The following is a 21,283-nucleotide window of genomic DNA, read 5'->3' on the forward strand; positions in this document are numbered from 1 at the left end:
GAATCCGTATCTTCGAGTGCCCACACAGATTGTCTGATAAATTGTTAAAGAGCAGTGCCGCTTCGCTTTTTCTCAGCTGCGCGGGGTGTGCATAATACGCTTTCCCGCTACAGAGTCAAGCACTTTTTGCTTTTCTCTGTCGAGATTCTCAGGAGAACCTCGCTGACCCGGCGGCGTGCTTGCCGTTGTTCCGTGTCAGTGGTGGCGCATTATAGGGAGTTATTCCGGCCTGACAAGCAAAAAATATAAAAACTTTATCGTTCGCTCATTTTTCAGGCAAAACATCCTGAACATGGTGTTTTCCGTCTAACTTATAGACAAAAACGAGCCCCAAAGGGCTCGTTTTATCATTACTGGACGGCGACAATCCTGTCTTCATTAACTTCCAGGCGAATAACTTTACCCGGAACCAATTCACCAGACAGTATTTGCTGTGCCAGCGGGTTTTCGATCTGCTGCTGGATAGCACGTTTCAGAGGACGTGCACCATAGACCGGATCGTAACCGTTCTCGCTCAGCAGTTTCAGCGCCTCGTCAGAAATGTGGATTTCATAACCACGTTCTTCCAGACGTTTGTACAGACGTTTCAACTGAATCTGTGCAATCGACGCAATGTGCTGTTCACCTAGCGGATGGAAAACCACCACCTCATCAATACGGTTAATGAATTCCGGACGGAAGTTATGGCTTACCACACCGAGTACCAGCTCTTTCATGTGCGCATAATCCAGTTCACCGAAGCGTTCCTGAATCAAATCGGAACCGAGGTTAGAGGTCATAATGACAACCGTATTACGGAAGTCGACCGTTCTCCCCTGCCCGTCAGTCAGACGCCCATCATCCAGTACCTGCAACAGAATGTTGAAGACATCCGGATGCGCTTTTTCCACTTCATCCAGCAGGATGACGGAATACGGACGACGACGCACTGCTTCGGTCAGGTAGCCACCTTCTTCATAACCGACATATCCCGGAGGCGCACCAACCAGACGAGACACCGAGTGTTTCTCCATAAACTCGGACATATCGATACGGACCATCGCCTCGTCGCTATCAAACATAAAGTTCGCCAGCGCCTTACAAAGCTCAGTTTTCCCCACACCCGTTGGGCCGAGGAACAGGAATGAACCAATCGGGCGATTCGGGTCAGCAAGCCCCGCACGGCTACGACGAATAGCGTTAGATACCGCATCAACCGCTTCGTTCTGACCAATAACGCGATGGTGCAGCTCTTGCTCCATACGCAGCAGTTTTTCGCGCTCGCTTTCCATCATGCGAGAAACCGGAATCCCCGTCCAACGCGCCAGCACTTCAGCAATTTCGGCGTCGGTCACTTTATTACGCAACAGACGCATAGTTTTGCCTTCGAGCTGCGTTGCGGCTTCCAGTTGCTTTTCCAGTTCTGGAATTTTGCCGTATTGCAGTTCAGACATCCGCGCCAGATCACCCACACGGCGAGCCTGTTCAATGGCGATTTTCGCCTGTTCCAGTTCCGCTTTAATGGTCTGCGTACCAGAAAGCGACGCTTTCTCAGCTTTCCACTCTTCTTCTAACTCGGAATACTGACGTTCTTTGTCACTCAGTTCTTCGTTGAGCATATCCAGGCGTTTTTTACTGGCTTCATCAGACTCTTTCATTAACGCCTGTTGTTCCAGTTTGAGCTGGATGATACGACGATCGAGTCGGTCGAGTTCCTCTGGTTTTGAGTCAATCTGCATACGAATGCTGGATGCTGCTTCATCGATCAGGTCGATGGCTTTATCCGGCAGCTGACGGTCAGCAATGTAGCGATGAGACAACGTCGCCGCTGCAACAATTGCCGGGTCAGTAATTTGCACATGGTGGTGCAGTTCATAACGTTCTTTCAGGCCACGCAGAATAGCAATGGTGTCTTCCACGGTTGGTTCGGCAACAAACACTTTCTGGAAGCGACGTTCCAGCGCAGCATCTTTTTCGATGTACTGGCGATATTCGTCCAGCGTCGTGGCACCTACGCAGTGCAATTCACCACGCGCCAGCGCCGGTTTCAGCATGTTGCCGGCGTCCATTGCGCCATCGGCTTTACCCGCACCGACCATGGTATGTAATTCGTCGATAAACAGGATGACGTTGCCTTCCTGCTTGGCGAGATCGTTAAGCACGCCTTTTAAACGTTCTTCAAACTCACCGCGATATTTCGCCCCGGCCACCAGCGCGCCCATATCCAGCGCCAGTACTCGGCGGCCTTTCAGCCCTTCCGGTACTTCGCCATTGATAATACGCTGAGCCAGACCTTCAACGATGGCTGTTTTACCAACGCCTGGTTCACCAATCAGCACCGGGTTATTTTTAGTACGACGTTGCAGTACCTGAATGGTACGGCGAATTTCTTCATCACGGCCAATCACCGGATCGAGTTTGCCTTGTTCGGCTCGTTCGGTGAGGTCGATGGTGTATTTTTTCAAAGCCTGACGTTGGTCTTCAGCTCCTTGATCGTTCACGCTTTCACCTCCACGCATTTGTTCAATCGCTTGAGTAATGTTGGCGGTGGTCGCCCCTGCTGCTTTCAGGATGTCGGCCAGCGTGCCGCGAGACTCAAGTGCCGCCAGAACGAACAGTTCTGACGAGATAAAGTTATCACCACGTTTTTGCGCCAGCTTGTCGCAAAGATTAAGAACGCGCACCAGATCCTGTGAGGGCTGGACATCGCCGCCAGTGCCTTCAACCTGCGGTAAACGATTTAATGCCTGATTGATATCTGTGCGCAACTGACCAGCATTGATGCCGGCGGATGTTAATAAAGGACTAACCGAACCCCCTTCCTGATTCAGCAGGGCGCTCATTAAATGAAGTGGTTCGATGAATTGGTTGTCGTGCCCGAGTGCAAGTGATTGGGCATCGGCAAGAGCAAGCTGGAATTTATTAGTAAGACGATCCAGACGCATAACTCCTCCCATAACGGATCAAAGTTGCTACTGGAGATTAAATGAGGTCATCCCTCAATTATTCAAGGTTATTGACCAGATTAATGTGAAAAGAAAATCACGCGTACCGGATCGTCTTGATTCTTTAGGTTATATCAGCCAAATGAAACTTGCCATACGACCGGTGGTCTTGTCGCGACGATAAGAGAAGAAAGTCTCATTTTCCGTATATGTACAACGGTCGCCGCCGAAAATTTGTTCAACACCAACGCTCGCCAGACGCTGCCGGGCAAGCTGATAAATATCCGCCAGATACTTATCACCATGCTGAATGAAAGCTGCACTCGCTTTGGCGTCTACTGCCATAAACGCCTCGCGAACCTCCGCTCCCACTTCAAACGCGCGTGGACCAATTGCCGGCCCTAACCAGGCGAGAATGTTTTCGGGATTATCAGCAAAACAGGAAACCGTCTCTTCCAGCACGCCTGCGCACAGTCCACGCCAGCCAGCATGAGCGGCGGCGACTTCCGTTCCCGCTCGATTGCAAAACAGCACAGGGAGGCAGTCAGCCGTCATCACGGCGCAAACCGTGCCGGGCGTATTGCTATAAGAGGCATCCGCTCGTTTTGAGGCATAAGGTTCGCCAGTAAGCTTAAGCACATCTTTGCCGTGTACCTGCTCAAGCCAGACCGGTTTTGAAGGCAAATTGCCCGCAGCAAAAAGTCGCTTACGATTTTCCTCGACGTGATCCGGGTTATCGCCACAATGGGCACCGAGGTTGAGCGAGTCATACGGCGGCAAGCTCACGCCGCCGATACGGGTAGAGCTACAGGCCGCAACACCTTTTGGCAGCGGCCACTGCGGGACAATCAGCTTACTCATAACCAGTCCACTTCATCCTTATGCTCTTCGAAATCGGCGCGCATCACCTCAATCAGCTCCACCATATCTTGTGGAATAGGCGCATGCCATTCCATTTCGATGCCGGAGATCGGGTGATAAAGACGCAGCATGGTTGCATGAAGCGCCTGGCGGTCAAACTTACGCAGCGTGGAGATAAACGCTTCCGAAGCACCTTTTGGCGGACGCGGACGGCCGCCATAAACCGGATCGCCCACCAGCGGATGAGTGATATGGGCCATATGCACGCGGATCTGGTGCGTACGTCCGGTTTCCAGACGCAACCGCAGACGCGTGTGCACACGGAAGTGTTCCATGATGCGATAGTGAGTGACCGCCGGTTTACCCATCGGATGCACCGCCATGTGAGTACGTTTGGTCGGGTGGCGGCTGATTGGTTCATCTACTGTACCGCCAGCGGTCATATGACCAATTGCCACCGCTTCATACTCACGAGTAATTTCACGCCGTTGCAAAGATTCGACTAAACGCGTCTGAGCCGGAACGGTTTTTGCCACAACCATCAGGCCGGTGGTGTCTTTATCCAGACGATGGACGATGCCCGCACGCGGTACATCGGCAATCGGCGGATAATAATGAAGCAACGCATTCAGTACCGTGCCATCCGGGTTACCCGCGCCAGGATGTACCACCAGGTCGCGTGGTTTATTAATGACGATGATATCTTCATCTTCATAGACGATATCCAGCGGGATATCCTGCGGTTCAAAACGCGCTTCTTCTTCAATCTCAGCGTTGATGGCCACCTGCTCGCCACCCAATACTTTTTCTTTCGGCTTATCACAAACTTTGCCGTTAACCAGCACGCGCTGGTCGAGGATCCATTCTTTTATTCGCGAACGTGAATAATCCGGGAACATTTCGGCCAAAGCCTGATCTAAGCGTTGACCGAGTTGGTTTTCGGACACCGTTGCAGTGAGCTGTACTCGTTGTGCCATATATACTGCTTCTTCGTTTATCGTTGGGGTTTTACGGCTTTGCCGTTTAATATAGTGTGCTATTGTAGCTGGTCTTAACCGGGAGCAGGAACAGAGAATCTCCCGTATTACATTTTGAGGAAAGTCAAAACGTCATGACGCGCATGAAATATCTGGTGGCAGCCGCCACACTAAGCCTGTTTTTGGCGGGTTGCTCGGGGTCAAAGGAAGAAGTACCTGATAATCCGCCAAATGAAATTTACGCGACCGCTCAGCAAAAGTTGCAGGACGGTAACTGGAAACAGGCAATAACGCAATTAGAAGCGTTAGATAATCGCTACCCGTTTGGTCCGTATTCGCAGCAGGTGCAGTTGGATCTCATCTACGCTTACTATAAGAACGCCGATCTGCCGTTAGCACAGGCTGCCATCGATCGTTTTATTCGCCTTAATCCAACCCATCCGAATATCGATTATGTCATGTACATGCGTGGCCTGACCAATATGGCGCTGGATGACAGTGCGCTGCAGGGGTTCTTTGGCGTTGATCGTAGCGATCGCGATCCTCAACATGCACGAGCTGCGTTTAGTGACTTTTCCAAACTGGTACGCGGCTATCCGAACAGCCAGTACACTACGGATGCCACCAAACGTCTGGTATTCCTGAAAGATCGTCTGGCGAAATATGAATACTCCGTTGCCGAGTACTATACAGAACGTGGTGCATGGGTTGCCGTTGTTAACCGTGTAGAAGGCATGCTGCGCGACTACCCGGATACTCAGGCTACGCGTGATGCGCTGCCGCTGATGGAAAATGCATACCGTCAGATGCAGATGAATGCGCAAGCTGAAAAAGTAGCGAAGATTATCGCCACTAACAGTAGTAATTCCTGATTTATTCAGTTATTCAATCAGGCAGCCATGTGCTGCCTTTTTTTTATGCAAAAAAGTCGAAAATTAAATAACTTAGAGTCAATGTAACTGATCAACTATGGCTGGGTTTTAGTAATTCCTCAAGTAAAATTTCACCTGTTAATGCGATGACTCACAAAAAGATTTCATTGACAAAAAGTGACAAAAGAATGTGATTTAAATCACACATTTTGACATTAAGAAAGGTATGCTGGAATCACCAAGACGGGAAGACAAGAGGTAAAATTTATGACAACAGTGAACATTACCAGTAAACAAATGGAAATTACTCCGGCAATCCGCCAACATGTCGAAGACCGTCTCGCCAAACTGGATAAATGGCAAACTCATCTGATTAATCCACATATCATTCTGTCCAAAGAGCCACAAGGGTTCGTTGCTGACGCCACTATCAATACACCTAACGGCGTTCTGGTTGCCAGTGGTAAGCATGAAGATATGTACACCGCAATTAACGAATTGATCAACAAGCTGGAACGGCAGCTCAATAAACTGCAGCACAAAGGCGAAGCACGTCGTGCCGCAACATCGGTGAAAGACGCCAACTTCGTCGAAGAAGTTGAAGAAGAGTAGTCCTTTATATTGAGTGTATCGCCAACGCGCCTTCGGGCGCGTTTTTTGTTGACAGGGTGAAAACTGTGCAGGTACTGTACTGTCATTACTCAAGGAAATCAGCATGAAACAAACACCGTTCCTCTTCGCATTCTTTTTTACCTTCCCCTGAACGGGAGGCGTTTCGTCGTGTGAAACAGAATGCGAAGACGAACAATAAGGCCTCCCAAATCGGGGGGCCTTTTTTATTGATAACAAAAAAGGCAACACTATGACATCGGAAAACCCGTTACTGGCGCTGCGTGAGAAAATCAGCGCGCTGGATGAAAAATTATTAGCATTACTGGCAGAGCGACGCGAACTGGCCGTCGAAGTGGGAAAAGCCAAACTGCTCTCTCATCGCCCGGTACGTGATATTGATCGTGAACGCGATTTACTGGAAAGATTAATTACGCTCGGTAAAGCGTACCATCTGGACGCCCACTACATTACTCGCCTGTTCCAACTCATCATTGAAGATTCCGTACTGACACAGCAGGCTTTGCTCCAGCAACATCTCAATAAAATTAATCCGCACTCAGCACGCATTGCGTTTCTCGGCCCAAAAGGATCCTATTCACATCTTGCCGCTCGCCAGTACGCTGCCCGTCACTTTGAGCAATTCATTGAAAGTGGCTGCGCCAAATTTGCCGATATTTTTAATCAGGTGGAAACCGGCCAGGCCGACTATGCCGTCGTACCGATTGAAAATACCAGCTCCGGTGCCATAAACGACGTTTACGATCTGCTGCAACATACCAGTTTGTCGATTGTTGGCGAGATGACGTTAACTATCGATCATTGTTTGTTGGTCTCCGGCACTACTGATTTATCCGCCATCAATACGGTCTACAGCCATCCGCAGCCATTCCAGCAATGCAGCAAATTCCTTAATCGTTATCCGCACTGGAAAATTGAATATACCGAAAGTACGTCTGCGGCAATGGAAAAGGTCGCGCAGGCAAAATCACCGCATATCGCGGCGCTGGGGAGCGAGGCGGGCGGCACGTTGTACGGCCTACAGGTGCTGGAGCACATTGAGGCGAATCAGCGACAAAACTTCACCCGATTTGTGGTGTTGGCACGTAAAGCCATTAACGTGTCTGACCAGGTTCCGGCGAAAACGACGTTGTTAATGGCGACCGGACAACAAGCTGGTGCACTGGTTGAAGCGTTGTTGGTACTGCGCAACCACAATCTGATTATGACCCGTCTGGAATCACGCCCGATTCACGGTAATCCGTGGGAAGAGATGTTTTATCTGGATATTCAGGCCAATCTTGAATCAGCGGAAATGCAAAAAGCATTGAAAGAGTTAGGGGAAATCACCCGTTCGATGAAGGTATTGGGCTGTTACCCAAGTGAGAACGTAGTGCCTATTGATCCGGCATAATGAAATCGAGCCGGGTGAAATATTCCACCCGGCACAAGATGATTACTGGCGATTGTCATTCGCCTGACGCAATAACACGCGGCTTTCACTCTGAAAACGCTGTGCGTAATCGCCGAACCAGTGCTCCACCTTGCGGAAACTGTCAATAAACGCCTGCTTATCGCCCTGCTCCAGCAACTCAATCGCCTCGCCGAAACGCTTATAGTAACGTTTGATTAACGCAAGATTACGTTCTGACGACATAATTATGTCGGCATAAAGCTGCGGATCCTGAGCAAACAGTCGCCCAACCATCGCCAGTTCAAGGCGGTAAATCGGCGAAGAGAGCGCCAGAAGTTGCTCAAGCTGAACATTTTCTTCTGCCAGGTGCAGCCCATAAGCAAAAGTAGCAAAGTGGCGCAGAGCCTGAATAAACGCCATATTCTGATCGTGCTCGACAGCGCTAATACGATGCAGCCGAGCGCCCCAGACCTGAATTTGCTCCAGAAACCATTGGTATGCTTCCGGCTTACGTCCATCACACCAGACCACAACTTGCTTTGCCAGGCTACCGCTGTCCGGGCCGAACATCGGGTGTAACCCCAGCACCGGACCATCATGCGCCGCCAGCATGGCCTGTAATGGTCCATTTTTCACTGATGCCAGATCGACCAGAATACAATCTTTCGGTAAAGTCGGTAATTTGCCAATAACTTGTTCAGTAACGTGGATGGGCACACTAACAATCACCATTCCGGCATGGGCAACAATATCAGCCGCTCGATCCCAGTCATGTTGCTCCAGAATCCGCACCTGATAACCCGAAAGTGTCAGCATCTTCTCGAACAGGCGTCCCATCTGACCGCCACCACCAACGATAACTACCGGGCGTAACGCAGGACAAAGTGTTTTAAATCCTTTGTCGTTTTCACTGGAGTAAGATTCACGCATCACCCGACGCAAAACATCCTCAATCAGATCTGGCGGTACACCCAGAGCTTCCGCCTCTGCACGACGCGAGGCCAGCATAGATGCCTCGCGCTCCGGAACATAAATAGGCAGTCCAAAGCGGCTTTTCACCTCGCCCACTTCAGCAACCAGTTCCAGACGCTTCGCTAATAAATTCAGCAGCGCTTTATCGACTTCATCAATTTGATCGCGTAATGCGGTCAATTCAGCAACCATAATAAACCTCTTAAGCCACGCGAGCCGTCAGCTGCCCGTTCAGATCCTGATGAATTTCACGCAGCAAGGCATCGGTCATTTCCCAGCTAATGCAGGCATCGGTTACGGATACACCGTATTTCATTTCACTGCGCGGTTGCTCGGAAGACTGATTACCCTCGTGGATATTACTTTCGATCATCAGGCCAATAATTGAGCGATTACCATCTTTAATTTGAGCAACCACGGATTCTGCCACCGCAGGCTGACGGCGATAATCTTTATTGGAATTACCGTGGCTGCAATCTACCATCAGAGACGGGCGCAGTCCCGCCTGTTCCATCTCTTTTTCACATTGCGCAACATCCGCAGGGCTATAGTTCGGTGCTTTACCACCGCGCAGGATCACATGCCCGTCCGGATTTCCCTGAGTTTGTAGCAACGCAACCTGCCCTGCCTGGTTAATGCCAACAAAACGGTGCGGCTGCGCGGCGGCGCGCATAGCGTTAATTGCCGTTGCCAGACTGCCATCGGTGCCGTTTTTAAAACCAACCGGCATGGAAAGCCCGGAGGCCATTTCACGGTGAGTTTGCGATTCCGTTGTACGAGCACCAATTGCTGACCAGCTAAACAGATCGCCCAGGTATTGCGGGCTATTTGGATCTAACGCTTCCGTCGCCAGCGGTAATCCCATATCTACCAGTTCCAAAAGCAACTTACGTGCAATCTTTAATCCTGTTTCAACATCAAAGGAGCCATCCATATGTGGATCGTTAATCAACCCTTTCCAGCCAACGGTGGTACGAGGTTTTTCAAAATAGACGCGCATTACCAGATAGAGGCTATCGCTGACCTCTGCGGCAAGGACTTTAAATCGACGAGCATATTCAATTGCAGTTTCAGGATCGTGTATAGAACAAGGCCCACATACTACTAACAACCGAGGATCACGCCCGGAAATAATGTCAGAAATAGTCTGACGAGAGTGGGTGATTTGCTTTTCTTGTTCCTGGCTCAGAGGAAATTCTTGTTTGAGTTGTTCCGGTGTAATCAGTACTTGTTCGTCAACAATATGAATGTTGTTCAGCGCGTCTTTTTGCATGATGGCGATCCTGTTATTGCTCGTTTGCGATAGTTTTCCTCAAAGAGGATGAAGTAACAATAACACAAAAGGTAAAGTTTTCAATCCATATTTAGTAAATATATCTTTACGCCTGCACATTTAGCACATATACAGCCCTTATCGTTGTACCGAAATATTTACATCATCGTTATTTTTGCACTCCACTAAGATTTAAGTAAAAGCGGAGAGCATTTATGAAAATACTAGCGGGATTTGTTATTTCTCTTTTTCTTTGTGGGTGCCAGGTTGATCCTTATACCCATTCACCAACCTGGACTGGTACGGACTGGTACGATGCAGGAATGGAAGACGCTCTTGCTGGTTTTGCTGCCAAAGACAATGAAACATTGGCTCAGACATATAATGATCGGGCTGTAAATCGCTCGTATTATTTACGAGGGTACAGTGAAGGGCAGCGAAAAACGTGTGAGCCTGGATTAATGTTCGCCCGGGGGATTTCTGGTAAGACTTTTCCTGCCAGTTGTGAAAATGTTGAAAACGTCAAAGAGCTGCATGAAAAATGGCAAGCTGGAGCTGATGAAAATGCTACCTCAACCCGCTTAAATTAAATGTAATACTTCAAGTTGCATGTGCTGCGTCTGCGTTCACTCACTTCAGACATCTACTTTAGTAAGCGCCTGGGGATTCACTCACTTGTCGCCTTCCTGCAACTCAAATTATTTAGAGTATATAAGCACCATTATTAATTAATAAAAAAAGGGCCAGCCAATTGGCCAGCCCTTCTTAACAGGATGTCGCTTAAGCGAAATCTTAGTTAAGACGCTCTTTGATACGAGCAGCCTTACCAGTACGCTCACGCAGGTAGTACAGTTTAGCTTTACGAACAGCACCACGACGTTTGACAGAAATGCTGTCAACTACCGGAGAGTGAGTCTGGAAGACACGCTCAACGCCTTCGCCGTTGGAAATTTTACGAACAGTGAATGCAGAGTGCAGACCGCGGTTACGAATAGCGATAACCACGCCCTCGAATGCCTGCAGACGTTTTTTGGAACCTTCAACAACCCATACTTTCACTTCCACGGTATCACCCGGACGGAAGGAAGGTACGTCCTGCTTCATCTGCTCTTGTTCAAGTTGCTTAATAATGTTGCTCATAATTTAATCTCTTATCCTGGGTAAACTGATATCTCGGGGGCTTACGCCATCCCATCATGTTTATGTTGCTGTTGTGCGTGTTCCTTTTTGAACTCCGCCAGCAACCTTGCTTGCTCTTCAGTCAGAGCCAGGTTTTCCAGAAGTTCAGGTCTTCTAAGCCAGGTACGGCCCAGCGACTGTTTCAAACGCCAGCGACGTATCTCGGCATGGTTGCCCGACAGTAACACTGGCGGAACTTCCATCCCTTCTAACACCTCAGGCCGCGTATAGTGCGGGCAATCCAGCAATCCTTCAGCAAAGGAATCTTCCGTTGCCGAGGCTTCATGTCCCAGTACTCCCGGAATAAACCGGGAAACGGAGTCAATCAGCGTCATTGCTGGTAACTCACCACCACTGAGAACGTAATCGCCGATTGACCATTCTTCGTCAATTTCGGTTTGGATCACGCGCTCATCTATACCTTCGTAGCGACCGCACACCAGAATCAATTTTTGATTCGTTGCCAGCTCGCTGACGCCTGCTTGATCAAGCTTGCGTCCCTGTGGTGACAGATAAATCACCTTTGCGCCTTCACCCGCCGCGGCTTTTGCTGCATGAATGGCGTCCCGCAAGGGTTGCACCATCATTAACATCCCCGGTCCGCCGCCGTAAGGACGATCGTCCACGGTACGGTGCCGGTCATGCGTGAAGTCGCGAGGACTCCAGCTCTGGATGCTCAGCAGGCCATTTTTAACTGCCCGGCCAGTTACCCCGTAATCGGTAATTGCGCGGAACATTTCAGGAAACAGGCTAATTATGCCAATCCACATAGCACCGTCTTTTACCGTTTATCCGGTGGTTTAAAAACCAGGATCCCAATCTACTTCGATTGAACGAGTAGTGAGATCGACTTTCTTGATAACCTGCCCATCGAGGAACGGTACGAGACGTTCCTTGATACCAAACGCATCTTTCAGGTTTGCCTTAATGACGAGAACGTCATTGGATCCGGTTTCCATCATGTCAATGACTTTACCGAGATCGTAGCCTTCAGTGGTTACTACCTGGCAGCCCATCAGGTCTTTCCAGTAGTAGTCACCCTCTTCAAGCTGAGGCAGCTGCGATGAATCCACGACAATTTCACAATTCGTCAGCAGGTTCGCCGCATCACGATCGTCAACGCCTTTCAGCTTGATGATCATGTCCTGATTGTGGTGCTTCCAGCTTTCCAGCTGGACTTGCTGCCACTGACCCGCCTTCTGGATAAACCAGGGCTGATAGTCAAAAATGCTTTCGGCGTCTTCGGTGGAAGAAAACACTCTGAGCCACCCACGAATACCGTAAGACGAACCCATTTTTCCCAAAACGATGGGATCAACAGGTGCTTGCGCGGTGAGTTGTTTGCTCATCATGACCACCGTGACAGATTAAGCTGCTTTGTTTACTTCTTTGATCAGCGCAGCAACGCGATCAGAAATAGTTGCGCCCTGGCCAACCCAGTGAGCGATGCGATCCAGATCCAGGCGAGTGCCTTCTTCTTTTTCGCTAGCGATTGGGTTGAAGAAACCAACGCGCTCGATGAAGCGACCGTTGCGTGCATTACGGCTGTCAGCGACAACAACCTGGTAGAACGGACGCTTTTTAGCGCCGTGACGTGCTAAACGAATAGTTACCATAACATCCTCTTGTGTGAATAAAACAACCGGACCCCATCGAGGAACGGAGTCCGGTGTCATATTAAAAGCCCGAAAATTTTACTGATTTCTGGAGAAAATGCAATCAGCAGTTAATAACTCTGTCGCATAAGGTCATTTAGCGACCAGGAAATCCCGGCGGCATCATCCCTTTCATGCTTCTCATCATCTTCGCCATTCCGCCCTTCTTCATTTTCTTCATCATGCGCTGCATGTCGTCGAACTGCTTCAGAAGGCGGTTAACATCCTGCACCTGCATACCGCAACCGGCGGCGATACGACGCTTACGCGAACCTTTGATGATTTCTGGCTTAGCGCGCTCTTTCATCGTCATCGAGTTGATGATGGCTTCCATACGCACCAGCACTTTATCGTCCATCTGTGACTTAACGTTATCCGGGATCTGCCCCATGCCCGGCAGCTTGCCCATCAGGCTGGCCATGCCGCCCATATTTTTCATCTGGCGCAGTTGCTCGAGGAAGTCGTTGAGATCGAAGCCGTCGCCTTTTTTCAGCTTGCTGGCTAATTTCTCTGCCTGCGCGCGGTCAACTTTGCTTTCGATATCTTCGATCAGCGACAGTACATCGCCCATGCCGAGAATACGCGACGCGATGCGGTCCGGATGGAACGGCTCCAGCGCCTCGGTTTTCTCGCCAACGCCGAGGAACTTGATCGGTTTGCCCGTAATGTGACGAATAGAGAGCGCCGCACCGCCACGAGCATCGCCGTCGACTTTAGTCAGTACCACACCGGTCAGCGGTAACGCTTCATTGAATGCTTTTGCCGTATTGGCCGCATCCTGACCAGTCATGGCATCAACCACAAACAGGGTTTCAACCGGATTAATCGACGCATGGACTTGTTTGATCTCGTCCATCATCGCTTCGTCAACGTGCAGACGACCGGCGGTATCCACCAGCAGCACGTCGTAGAATTTCAGTTTGGCTTCTTTCAGCGCCGCGTTAACGATATCTACCGGCTTCTGACCAACATCAGAAGGGAAGAAATCAACGCCCACCTGCTCTGCCAGCGTCTCCAGCTGTTTGATTGCCGCCGGACGATAAACGTCGGCAGAAACCACCAGCACTTTTTTCTTGTGCTTCTCACGCAGGAACTTACCGAGCTTGCCCACGCTGGTTGTTTTACCGGCACCTTGCAGGCCTGCCATCAGTACCACCGCTGGCGGTTGCGCAGCCAGATTCAGGGTCTGGTTCTCTTCGCCCATCGCCGCAACCAGTTCGTTACGGACGATTTTGACGAACTCCTGCCCCGGCGTCAGGCTCTTATTAACTTCATGACCAACCGCTTTCTCTTTTACGCGATTGATAAACTCACGCACTACCGGCAGGGCGACGTCCGCCTCCAGCAGCGCCATGCGCACTTCGCGCAGCGTATCTTTTACGTTGTCTTCAGTGAGGCGTCCACGGCCACTGATATTGCGCAGCGTGCGCGACAAACGATCGGTTAAATTATCAAACATTGTCTCTCGCCTGGGGTGGAAACGGTTGGCCGCAATCGCGACACATCATCAGTATTTTGCCGCAGTATAACATGAAGGCGTCTTTGTTGTTATGCAACGGTTGGAGCAGCGTTCACCTGACGCTATACTGCTTCTCTTTCTTATTGCTCAAACTGTCGACATCACTATGCCCGTTTTTGCTCTGCTCGCGCTTGTCGCCTACTCCGTCAGTCTTGCGCTGATTGTTCCCGGTCTGCTGCAAAAAAACGGCGGCTGGCGGCGCATGGCTATTATTTCTGCGGTCATCGCGCTGGTCTGCCACGCAATCGCTCTGGAAGCCCGTATCTTGCCCGACGGTGATAGCGGACAAAACCTCAGCCTGCTGAACGTTGGTTCGCTGGTCAGTTTGATGATCTGTACGGTAATGACCATCGTGGCTTCTCGCAATCGTGGCTGGTTGCTGCTACCCATTGTCTATGCCTTTGCGCTTATCAACCTGGCGCTGGCCACCTTTATGCCCAATGAATACATCACCCATCTGGAAGCAACGCCTGGGATGCTGGTTCACATTGGCTTATCGCTCTTTTCCTATGCCACGCTGATTATCGCCGCTCTGTATGCATTACAACTGGCGTGGATTGATTACCAACTGAAGAACAAGAAGCTGGCGTTTAACCAGGAAATGCCGCCGTTGATGAGTATTGAGCGTAAAATGTTCCACATCACGCAGATTGGCGTGGTGCTGTTAACGCTCACTCTTTGCACTGGTCTGTTCTACATGCACAACTTATTTAGCATGGAAAATATCGACAAGGCCGTGCTCTCTATCGTGGCGTGGTTTGTCTATATTGTGCTGCTGTGGGGACATTATCATGAAGGATGGCGTGGACGCCGCGTCGTCTGGTTTAACGTTGCGGGTGCGGTCATTCTGACACTGGCCTACTTCGGTAGCCGAATTGTCCAGCAGTTAATCAGCTAATCCCAGAAAAGGAGTTTCCCCTGGAACACATATCTACTACCACGTTGATCATTATTCTGATCATCATGGTGGTCATTTCAGCCTATTTTTCCGGGTCCGAAACCGGAATGATGACCCTCAACCGCTATCGTCTGCGGCATATGGCGAAACAGGGTAATCGCTCGGCCAAACGCGTCGAAAAATTGCTGCGTAAGCCAGACCGCCTCATAAGCCTGGTGTTAATCGGCAATAACCTGGTCAATATTCTTGCCTCCGCGCTCGGCACTATTGTTGGGATGCGTTTGTACGGCGATGCGGGCGTGGCAATTGCGACTGGTGTGCTGACTTTTGTCGTACTGGTTTTTGCTGAGGTATTGCCGAAAACCATTGCCGCGCTGTACCCGGAAAAAGTCGCTTATCCGAGTAGTTTTCTGCTGGCTCCGCTGCAAATTTTGATGATGCCGCTGGTCTGGTTGCTGAATGCTATCACCCGTATGCTGATGCGCATGATGGGTATCAAAACCGATATCGTGGTTAGCGGCTCTTTGAGCAAAGAAGAGTTGCGCACTATCGTGCACGAATCGCGCTCACAAATTTCCCGACGCAATCAGGATATGCTGCTTTCGGTACTCGATCTGGAAAAGATGACCGTCGATGACATCATGGTGCCGCGCAGTGAAATTATCGGTATTGATATCAACGATGACTGGAAATCGATTCTGCGCCAACTCTCCCACTCACCTCACGGACGTATCGTGCTCTACCGTGACTCGTTGGACGACGCCATCAGTATGCTGCGAGTACGTGAAGCCTGGCGGTTGATGTCGGAGAAAAAAGAGTTCACCAAAGAAACCATGCTACGCGCCGCGGACGAGATCTATTTTGTGCCCGAAGGCACGCCACTCAGCACGCAACTGGTCAAGTTTCAGCGCAACAAAAAGAAAGTCGGCCTGGTCGTCAACGAGTACGGAGACATTCAGGGGCTGGTGACGGTTGAAGATATTCTCGAAGAGATTGTCGGCGATTTCACCACGTCGATGTCGCCAACGCTCGCCGAAGAGGTCACGCCGCAAAACGACGGTTCGGTGATTACCGATGGCACTGCCAACGTGCGGGAAATCAACAAAGCCTTTAACTGGCATCTACCGGAAGATGATGCACGAACGGTTAATGGCGTCATTCTTGAGGCACTGGAAGAGATTCCTGTCGCAGGAACTCGCGTGCGTATTGGCGAGTACGATATCGATATTCTCGATGTACAGGACAATATGATTAAGCAGGTAAAAGTTTTTCCTGTGAAACCGCTGCGTGAGAGTGTGGCGGAGTAACGAAAACGGCCCGGCATTCGCCTGCAGGGCCGTGACTTATGACGAAAACAGAAATTAAGCTTTTGCCTTCGCTACAGTAACCATCGCCGCACGAATCGTACGACCGTTCAGCGTATAACCCTTCTGCATAATGCCCAGTACGTTACCTGGCGCAACGTCATCAGATTCCACCATTGCGATGGCCTGATGCACATTCGGGTCCAGCGGCACGTTAGTTTCGGCGATCACTTCAACGCCAAACTTACGCACAACATCCAGCATCGACTTCAGCGTCAGCTCAATACCTTCAACCATCGCGGACATATCCGGGTTAGCTTTATCAGCCACTTCCAGCGCACGATCCAGGCTATCAATCACCGGCAGCAATTCGTTGATGAATTTCTCCAGCGCGAATTTGTGAGCTTTTTCAATATCCAGTTCAGTACGACGACGCAGGTTTTCCATTTCGGCTTTTACGCGCAAAATGCCGTCACGTTCACGGGTCTGGGCTTCAGCCAGCTGAGCTTCGAGATTCGCAATTTTTTCATCGCGCGGATCCACCTGCTCAGCAGAAGCTTCTGGCTCAACTGCCTCAATCTCTTCGTGCTGATCCATGATAATTTCTTCCGGGGCTTGCCCCTCAGGCGTTTTCTGTTCTTTACTACTCATGAATTTCTCCGCGTTTTTTTCGCATTCATCTCGCTAACTTCGCTTATTATGGGGATCAGTTTCAGGGTTTCAAGGGAAGCACTCACATTGTCATCAATCTTCGCAACAAGGACCTCGGAAAATGAATAATCATTTCAAGTGTATTGGCATTGTGGGACACCCACGGCACCCCACTGCACTGACAACACATGAAATGCTCTACCGCTGGCTGTGCACAAAAGGTTACGAGGTCATCGTCGAGCAGCAAATCGCTCACGAACTGCAACTGAAGAATGTGAAAACTGGCACGCTCGCGGAGATTGGGCAACTGGCAGATCTCGCGGTAGTCGTTGGTGGCGACGGTAATATGCTGGGCGCGGCGCGCACGCTCGCCCGTTACGATATTAAAGTTATTGGAATCAACCGTGGCAACCTGGGTTTCCTGACCGACCTTGATCCCGATAACGCTCAGCAACAATTAGCCGATGTGCTGGAAGGTCACTACATCAGCGAGAAACGTTTTTTGCTGGAAGCGCAAGTCTGTCAGCAAGATTGCCAAAAGCGCATCAGCACCGCTATAAATGAAGTGGTACTTCATCCAGGCAAAGTGGCGCATATGATTGAGTTCGAAGTATATATCGACGAGATCTTTGCGTTTTCTCAGCGATCAGATGGGCTAATTATTTCAACGCCCACAGGCTCCACCGCCTATTCCCTCTCGGCAGGCGGTCCAATCCTGACGCCTTCTCTGGATGCGATTACCCTGGTGCCCATGTTCCCGCATACGTTGTCAGCACGACCACTGGTCATAAACAGCAGCAGCACGATCCGTCTGCGTTTTTCACATCGCCGTAACGACCTGGAAATCAGTTGCGACAGCCAGATAGCACTGCCGATTCAGGAAGGAGAAGATGTCCTGATTCGTCGCTGTGATTACCATCTGAATCTTATTCATCCGAAAGATTACAGTTATTTCAATACATTAAGCACCAAGCTCGGCTGGTCAAAAAAATTATTCTAATTTTACGCCAGCCTCTTTACTGTATATAAAACCAGTTTATACTGTACACAATAACAGTAATGGTTTTTCATACAGGAAAACAACTATGTTGGCACAACTGACCATCAGCAACTTTGCTATCGTTCGTGAGCTTGAGATTGATTTTCACAGCGGCATGACCGTAATCACCGGCGAGACTGGCGCGGGTAAATCTATTGCAATAGATGCCCTGGGCCTTTGTCTCGGCGGTCGCGCTGAAGCCGACATGGTGCGTACCGGAGCTGCTCGCGCAGATCTGTGCGCCCGTTTTTCTCTGAAAGATACACCCGCAGCACTGCGCTGGCTGGAAGAAAACCAACTGGAAGATGGCCGTGAATGCCTGCTTCGTCGCGTAATCAGTAGCGATGGTCGCTCTCGTGGTTTTATCAACGGTACAGCTGTTCCACTGTCACAACTGCGCGAACTGGGCCAGTTGCTCATTCAGATCCATGGTCAGCACGCCCATCAATTACTCACCAAACCCGAGCACCAAAAATTCCTGCTTGATGGCTATGCTAATGAAACCTCTCTGCTTCAGGAAATGACCGCACGTTATCAGTTGTGGCATCAAAGCTGCCGCGACCTCGCGCATCATCAACAGTTAAGTCAGGAACGCGCCGCTCGTGCGGAGCTGCTGCAATACCAATTAAAAGAACTTAACGAATTTAATCCGCAGCCCGGAGAGTTTGAGCAAATCGACGAAGAGTACAAACGTCTGGCGAACAGCGGTCAATTGCTGACCACCAGCCAGAATGCATTGGCATTAATGGCCGACGGTGAAGACGCAAACCTGCAAAGTCAGCTTTACACGGCTAAACAACTGGTGAGCGAATTGATTGGCATGGACAGCAAACTGTCCGGCGTACTTGATATGCTGGAAGAAGCTACCATCCAGATTGTTGAAGCCAGCGACGAACTACGCCACTACTGCGATCGTCTGGATCTCGATCCCAACCGACTGTTTGAACTTGAACAGCGCATCTCAAAACAGATTTCGCTGGCACGTAAACATCACGTCAGCCCTGAGGTATTGCCACAGTATTACCAGTCGCTACTGGAAGAACAGCAGCAACTGGACGATCAGGCCGACTCACAAGAAACGCTCGCGCTGGCGGTAACGAAACATCATCAGCAGGCACTGGAAACGGCGCGCGCGTTACACCAGCAACGCCAGCATTATGCAAATGAGTTGGCACAGCTGATCACCGACAGTATGCATGCACTCTCTATGCCGCATGGGCAGTTTACGATTGATGTTAAATTTGACGAGCATCACCTGGGCGCTGACGGCGCTGATCGTATTGAGTTTCGGGTAACCACCAACCCAGGTCAGCCAATGCAGCCTATTGCCAAAGTCGCATCTGGTGGTGAATTGTCCCGCATCGCATTGGCAATTCAGGTCATCACAGCGCGTAAAATGGAAACCCCGGCACTGATTTTTGATGAAGTGGATGTAGGGATTAGCGGTCCAACAGCGGCAGTTGTCGGCAAACTGCTGCGTCAACTCGGCGAATCAACTCAGGTGATGTGTGTTACCCACCTGCCACAAGTCGCGGGATGTGGTCATCAACACTATTTTGTCAGCAAAGAAACCGATGGTGCGATGACAGAAACGCATATGGAGTCGCTGGACAAAAAAGCGCGGTTACAAGAGCTGGCTCGCCTGCTTGGTGGCAGTGAAGTCACACGTAACACACTGGCGAATGCGAAAGAACTGCTTGCAGCGTAAACTTTTTTCCTGCTTCACGGTCAGAGTAAACAGCAAAACGCCGTTAGACCGGAAAGCAAAAGGTTTTAAAGTGATGAAAGGTCTATTATCATCGGCATATTACAGATGAGCCACGTACTGCTCGGGCCCGAAAAGGAATCAAATCACTATGCGCTGTAAAACGCTGACTGCTGCAGCAGCAGTACTATTGATGTTGACCGCAGGCTGTTCCACTCTGGAGCGAGTGGTTTACCGTCCTGACATCAACCAGGGGAACTATCTGACCGCTAACGACGTATCCAAAATACGTGTTGGCATGACGCAACAACAAGTTGCGTACGCATTGGGTACACCGCTGATGTCCGATCCATTTGGTACGAATACCTGGTTCTATGTCTTCCGCCAGCAACCAGGTCATGAAGGTGTAACGCAGCAAACGCTGACGCTGACCTTTAACAGTAGCGGTGTATTGACCAACATTGATAACAAACCCGCGCTGAGTGGTAACTAATAATAAAGTTGTCCTCAAAGACGTTAAAAAAGGTGCTCATTGAGCACCTTTTTTCTGGTTTATTTATTCGCTGATTTTTCTGCTCGTTGCCTGCGAAGCTCTTTCGGATCGGCAATGAGAGGACGATAAATCTCCACCCGATCGCCATCATGCACGGTATCGCTCAGTTTTGCCGGACGGCTGTAAATGCCGACTTTGTTTTTAGTTAAATCGATATCGGTACGCAATTCCAGCAAGCCACTGGTGCGAATAGCTTCTTCAACCGTCGCGCCCTCCTGCAGCGTCACGCGCTGCAGGTACTGCTTCTCAGGTAGAGCATAAGCCACCTCAACGGCAATTTTACCTGGCACTGTAAACCTCTTTCGCACGAACCGTAAAAGCCTGGACCATATTAGCCGCCAGCTCTTTAAACACGCGGCCAAAGGCGAGTTCAATCAACTTATTGGTAAACTCAAAGTCGAGATGAAACTCGATACGACACGCCTCCTGGCTCAGCGGCGTAAACTTCCAACCACCGATCAATTTCTTGAACGGCCCATCCACCAGATTCATAAGAATACTTTGGTTACTGGTCAACTGGTTACGGGTAGTAAACGTTTTGCTAATCCCGGCCTTAGAGACATCTACCGCCGCGGTCATCTGCCCAGGAGTGGACTCCAGAATCCGACTTCCGGTACAACCCGGCAAAAACTGAGGATAAGACTGAACGTCATTCACTAACTGATACATTTGCTCCGCGCTGTAGGGTACCAGTGCGGTCCGGCTAATCTGAGGCATAACAATTTCCATCAACAAAAATCCAACAAATAATATCATTTATCCTGCTGTAAAAAAAACGCTATCCCGACACTGGGTAACACCGGGTTCATGCTAAGATAGAGCCTTGTCCCCCGCAGGAATGATATGGGGTGTTTTCGATTTCAGATTACCGATGATTC

The 21,283-nt window shown here is 50.0% G+C and carries 23 protein-coding genes and 1 other annotated feature; of the genes, 10 read left to right on the forward strand and 13 right to left on the reverse strand.

Annotation, left to right across the window (positions count from 1 at the left end; all coding sequences use genetic code 11):
* Nucleotides 1-350: 350 nt before the first annotated feature.
* From clpB to rluD, 3 genes are all read right to left on the reverse strand, one after another.
* Entirely contained in the window at nucleotides 351-2,924 is a 2,574-nt protein-coding gene (gene clpB / locus K0335_RS21070; RefSeq protein WP_002431841.1) for an ATP-dependent chaperone ClpB, read from the reverse strand.
* A gap of 129 nt (nucleotides 2,925-3,053) precedes the next feature.
* A complete protein-coding gene (gene yfiH, locus K0335_RS21075; protein ID WP_104920576.1) occupies nucleotides 3,054-3,785 on the reverse strand; it encodes a purine nucleoside phosphorylase YfiH in 732 nt (243 codons plus the stop codon).
* Nucleotides 3,782-4,762: a 23S rRNA pseudouridine(1911/1915/1917) synthase RluD gene (rluD, locus tag K0335_RS21080; protein WP_000079112.1), complete on the reverse strand. Its 981-nt coding sequence runs from the start codon at nucleotides 4,760-4,762 to the stop codon at nucleotides 3,782-3,784. Before rluD ends, yfiH begins: the two co-directional genes overlap by 4 nt.
* A gap of 134 nt (nucleotides 4,763-4,896) precedes the next feature.
* On the opposite strand from rluD, the gene bamD reads away from it, so the two are divergent.
* From bamD to pheA, 4 genes are all read left to right on the forward strand, one after another.
* Nucleotides 4,897-5,634, forward strand: a complete 738-nt coding sequence (gene bamD, locus K0335_RS21085; RefSeq protein WP_000197657.1) for an outer membrane protein assembly factor BamD — start codon at nucleotides 4,897-4,899, stop codon at nucleotides 5,632-5,634.
* 267 nt (nucleotides 5,635-5,901) lie between these two features.
* Nucleotides 5,902-6,246, forward strand: coding sequence for a ribosome-associated translation inhibitor RaiA (raiA, locus tag K0335_RS21090; RefSeq protein ID WP_000214362.1), 345 nt, complete (start codon nucleotides 5,902-5,904; stop codon nucleotides 6,244-6,246).
* A 102-nt stretch (nucleotides 6,247-6,348) separates the two neighbouring features.
* Nucleotides 6,349-6,474, forward strand: a sequence feature (Phe leader region).
* Entirely contained in the window at nucleotides 6,350-6,397 is a 48-nt protein-coding gene (pheL, locus tag K0335_RS21095; protein WP_012599914.1) for a pheA operon leader peptide PheL, read from the forward strand. Its footprint overlaps the feature before it by 48 nt.
* A 22-nt stretch (nucleotides 6,475-6,496) precedes the next feature.
* On the forward strand, nucleotides 6,497-7,657 hold the full coding sequence (gene pheA, locus K0335_RS21100; protein WP_219394093.1) for a bifunctional chorismate mutase/prephenate dehydratase: 1,161 nt from the start codon (nucleotides 6,497-6,499) through the stop codon (nucleotides 7,655-7,657).
* A 42-nt stretch (nucleotides 7,658-7,699) separates the two neighbouring features.
* On the opposite strand, the gene tyrA is transcribed toward pheA, so the two are convergent.
* Complete coding sequence (gene tyrA / locus K0335_RS21105; protein ID WP_104920578.1) at nucleotides 7,700-8,821, reverse strand: bifunctional chorismate mutase/prephenate dehydrogenase; 1,122 nt, start codon at nucleotides 8,819-8,821, stop codon at nucleotides 7,700-7,702.
* A 10-nt stretch (nucleotides 8,822-8,831) separates the two neighbouring features.
* Nucleotides 8,832-9,902 carry a 3-deoxy-7-phosphoheptulonate synthase AroF gene (aroF, locus tag K0335_RS21110; RefSeq protein ID WP_001168024.1) on the reverse strand — a complete coding sequence of 357 codons (1,071 nt, stop codon included), beginning with the start codon at nucleotides 9,900-9,902 and terminating at the stop codon, nucleotides 8,832-8,834.
* A 215-nt stretch (nucleotides 9,903-10,117) separates the two neighbouring features.
* Between aroF and K0335_RS21115 the strand changes: the two genes are divergently transcribed.
* Complete coding sequence (locus K0335_RS21115) at nucleotides 10,118-10,492, forward strand: DUF2799 domain-containing protein (protein ID WP_000696055.1); 375 nt, start codon at nucleotides 10,118-10,120, stop codon at nucleotides 10,490-10,492.
* A gap of 202 nt (nucleotides 10,493-10,694) precedes the next feature.
* Here K0335_RS21115 and rplS read toward each other — a convergent pair whose 3' ends face one another.
* From rplS to ffh, 5 genes are all read right to left on the reverse strand, one after another.
* Entirely contained in the window at nucleotides 10,695-11,042 is a 348-nt protein-coding gene (gene rplS, locus K0335_RS21120) for a 50S ribosomal protein L19 (protein WP_000065253.1), read from the reverse strand.
* A gap of 41 nt (nucleotides 11,043-11,083) precedes the next feature.
* Complete coding sequence (gene trmD / locus K0335_RS21125) at nucleotides 11,084-11,851, reverse strand: tRNA (guanosine(37)-N1)-methyltransferase TrmD (RefSeq protein WP_000264776.1); 768 nt, start codon at nucleotides 11,849-11,851, stop codon at nucleotides 11,084-11,086.
* A gap of 30 nt (nucleotides 11,852-11,881) precedes the next feature.
* Nucleotides 11,882-12,430, reverse strand: coding sequence for a ribosome maturation factor RimM (gene rimM / locus K0335_RS21130; protein WP_000043330.1), 549 nt, complete (start codon nucleotides 12,428-12,430; stop codon nucleotides 11,882-11,884).
* An 18-nt stretch (nucleotides 12,431-12,448) separates the two neighbouring features.
* A complete protein-coding gene (gene rpsP / locus K0335_RS21135) occupies nucleotides 12,449-12,697 on the reverse strand; it encodes a 30S ribosomal protein S16 (protein WP_000256450.1) in 249 nt (82 codons plus the stop codon).
* A 136-nt stretch (nucleotides 12,698-12,833) separates the two neighbouring features.
* Complete coding sequence (gene ffh / locus K0335_RS21140; protein ID WP_000460035.1) at nucleotides 12,834-14,195, reverse strand: signal recognition particle protein; 1,362 nt, start codon at nucleotides 14,193-14,195, stop codon at nucleotides 12,834-12,836.
* Between the two features lie 166 nt (nucleotides 14,196-14,361).
* On the opposite strand from ffh, the gene K0335_RS21145 reads away from it, so the two are divergent.
* Nucleotides 14,362-15,153 carry an inner membrane protein YpjD gene (locus K0335_RS21145; RefSeq protein ID WP_001338897.1) on the forward strand — a complete coding sequence of 264 codons (792 nt, stop codon included), beginning with the start codon at nucleotides 14,362-14,364 and terminating at the stop codon, nucleotides 15,151-15,153.
* Between the two features lie 20 nt (nucleotides 15,154-15,173).
* Nucleotides 15,174-16,460 (forward strand): HlyC/CorC family transporter, encoded by a 1,287-nt coding sequence (locus K0335_RS21150; RefSeq protein ID WP_219394099.1) that lies wholly within the window; start codon nucleotides 15,174-15,176, stop codon nucleotides 16,458-16,460.
* 54 nt (nucleotides 16,461-16,514) lie between these two features.
* On the opposite strand, the gene grpE is transcribed toward K0335_RS21150, so the two are convergent.
* Nucleotides 16,515-17,108: a nucleotide exchange factor GrpE gene (gene grpE / locus K0335_RS21155; RefSeq protein ID WP_001296310.1), complete on the reverse strand. Its 594-nt coding sequence runs from the start codon at nucleotides 17,106-17,108 to the stop codon at nucleotides 16,515-16,517.
* Between the two features lie 121 nt (nucleotides 17,109-17,229).
* On the opposite strand from grpE, the gene nadK reads away from it, so the two are divergent.
* The 3 genes from nadK (at nucleotide 17,230) to bamE (ending at nucleotide 20,345) form a co-directional block, all read left to right on the forward strand.
* Nucleotides 17,230-18,108, forward strand: a complete 879-nt coding sequence (gene nadK / locus K0335_RS21160) for an NAD(+) kinase (protein ID WP_001059169.1) — start codon at nucleotides 17,230-17,232, stop codon at nucleotides 18,106-18,108.
* A gap of 85 nt (nucleotides 18,109-18,193) precedes the next feature.
* On the forward strand, nucleotides 18,194-19,855 hold the full coding sequence (gene recN / locus K0335_RS21165; protein WP_000880951.1) for a DNA repair protein RecN: 1,662 nt from the start codon (nucleotides 18,194-18,196) through the stop codon (nucleotides 19,853-19,855).
* Nucleotides 19,856-20,003: 148 nt separating this feature from the next.
* A complete protein-coding gene (gene bamE, locus K0335_RS21170) occupies nucleotides 20,004-20,345 on the forward strand; it encodes an outer membrane protein assembly factor BamE (protein ID WP_001203437.1) in 342 nt (113 codons plus the stop codon).
* Between the two features lie 59 nt (nucleotides 20,346-20,404).
* Here bamE and K0335_RS21175 read toward each other — a convergent pair whose 3' ends face one another.
* Entirely contained in the window at nucleotides 20,405-20,695 is a 291-nt protein-coding gene (locus K0335_RS21175) for an RnfH family protein (protein ID WP_001117842.1), read from the reverse strand.
* Nucleotides 20,685-21,122, reverse strand: a complete 438-nt coding sequence (gene ratA / locus K0335_RS21180) for a type II toxin-antitoxin system toxin RatA (protein ID WP_001300750.1) — start codon at nucleotides 21,120-21,122, stop codon at nucleotides 20,685-20,687. The genes K0335_RS21175 and ratA overlap by 11 nt, the downstream gene beginning before the upstream one ends.
* Nucleotides 21,123-21,283 lie beyond the last annotated feature (161 nt).

The sequence above is a fragment of the Escherichia sp. GZ89 genome, assembly GCF_019366485.1.
Classification (GTDB): Bacteria; Pseudomonadota; Gammaproteobacteria; order Enterobacterales; family Enterobacteriaceae; genus Escherichia; species Escherichia fergusonii.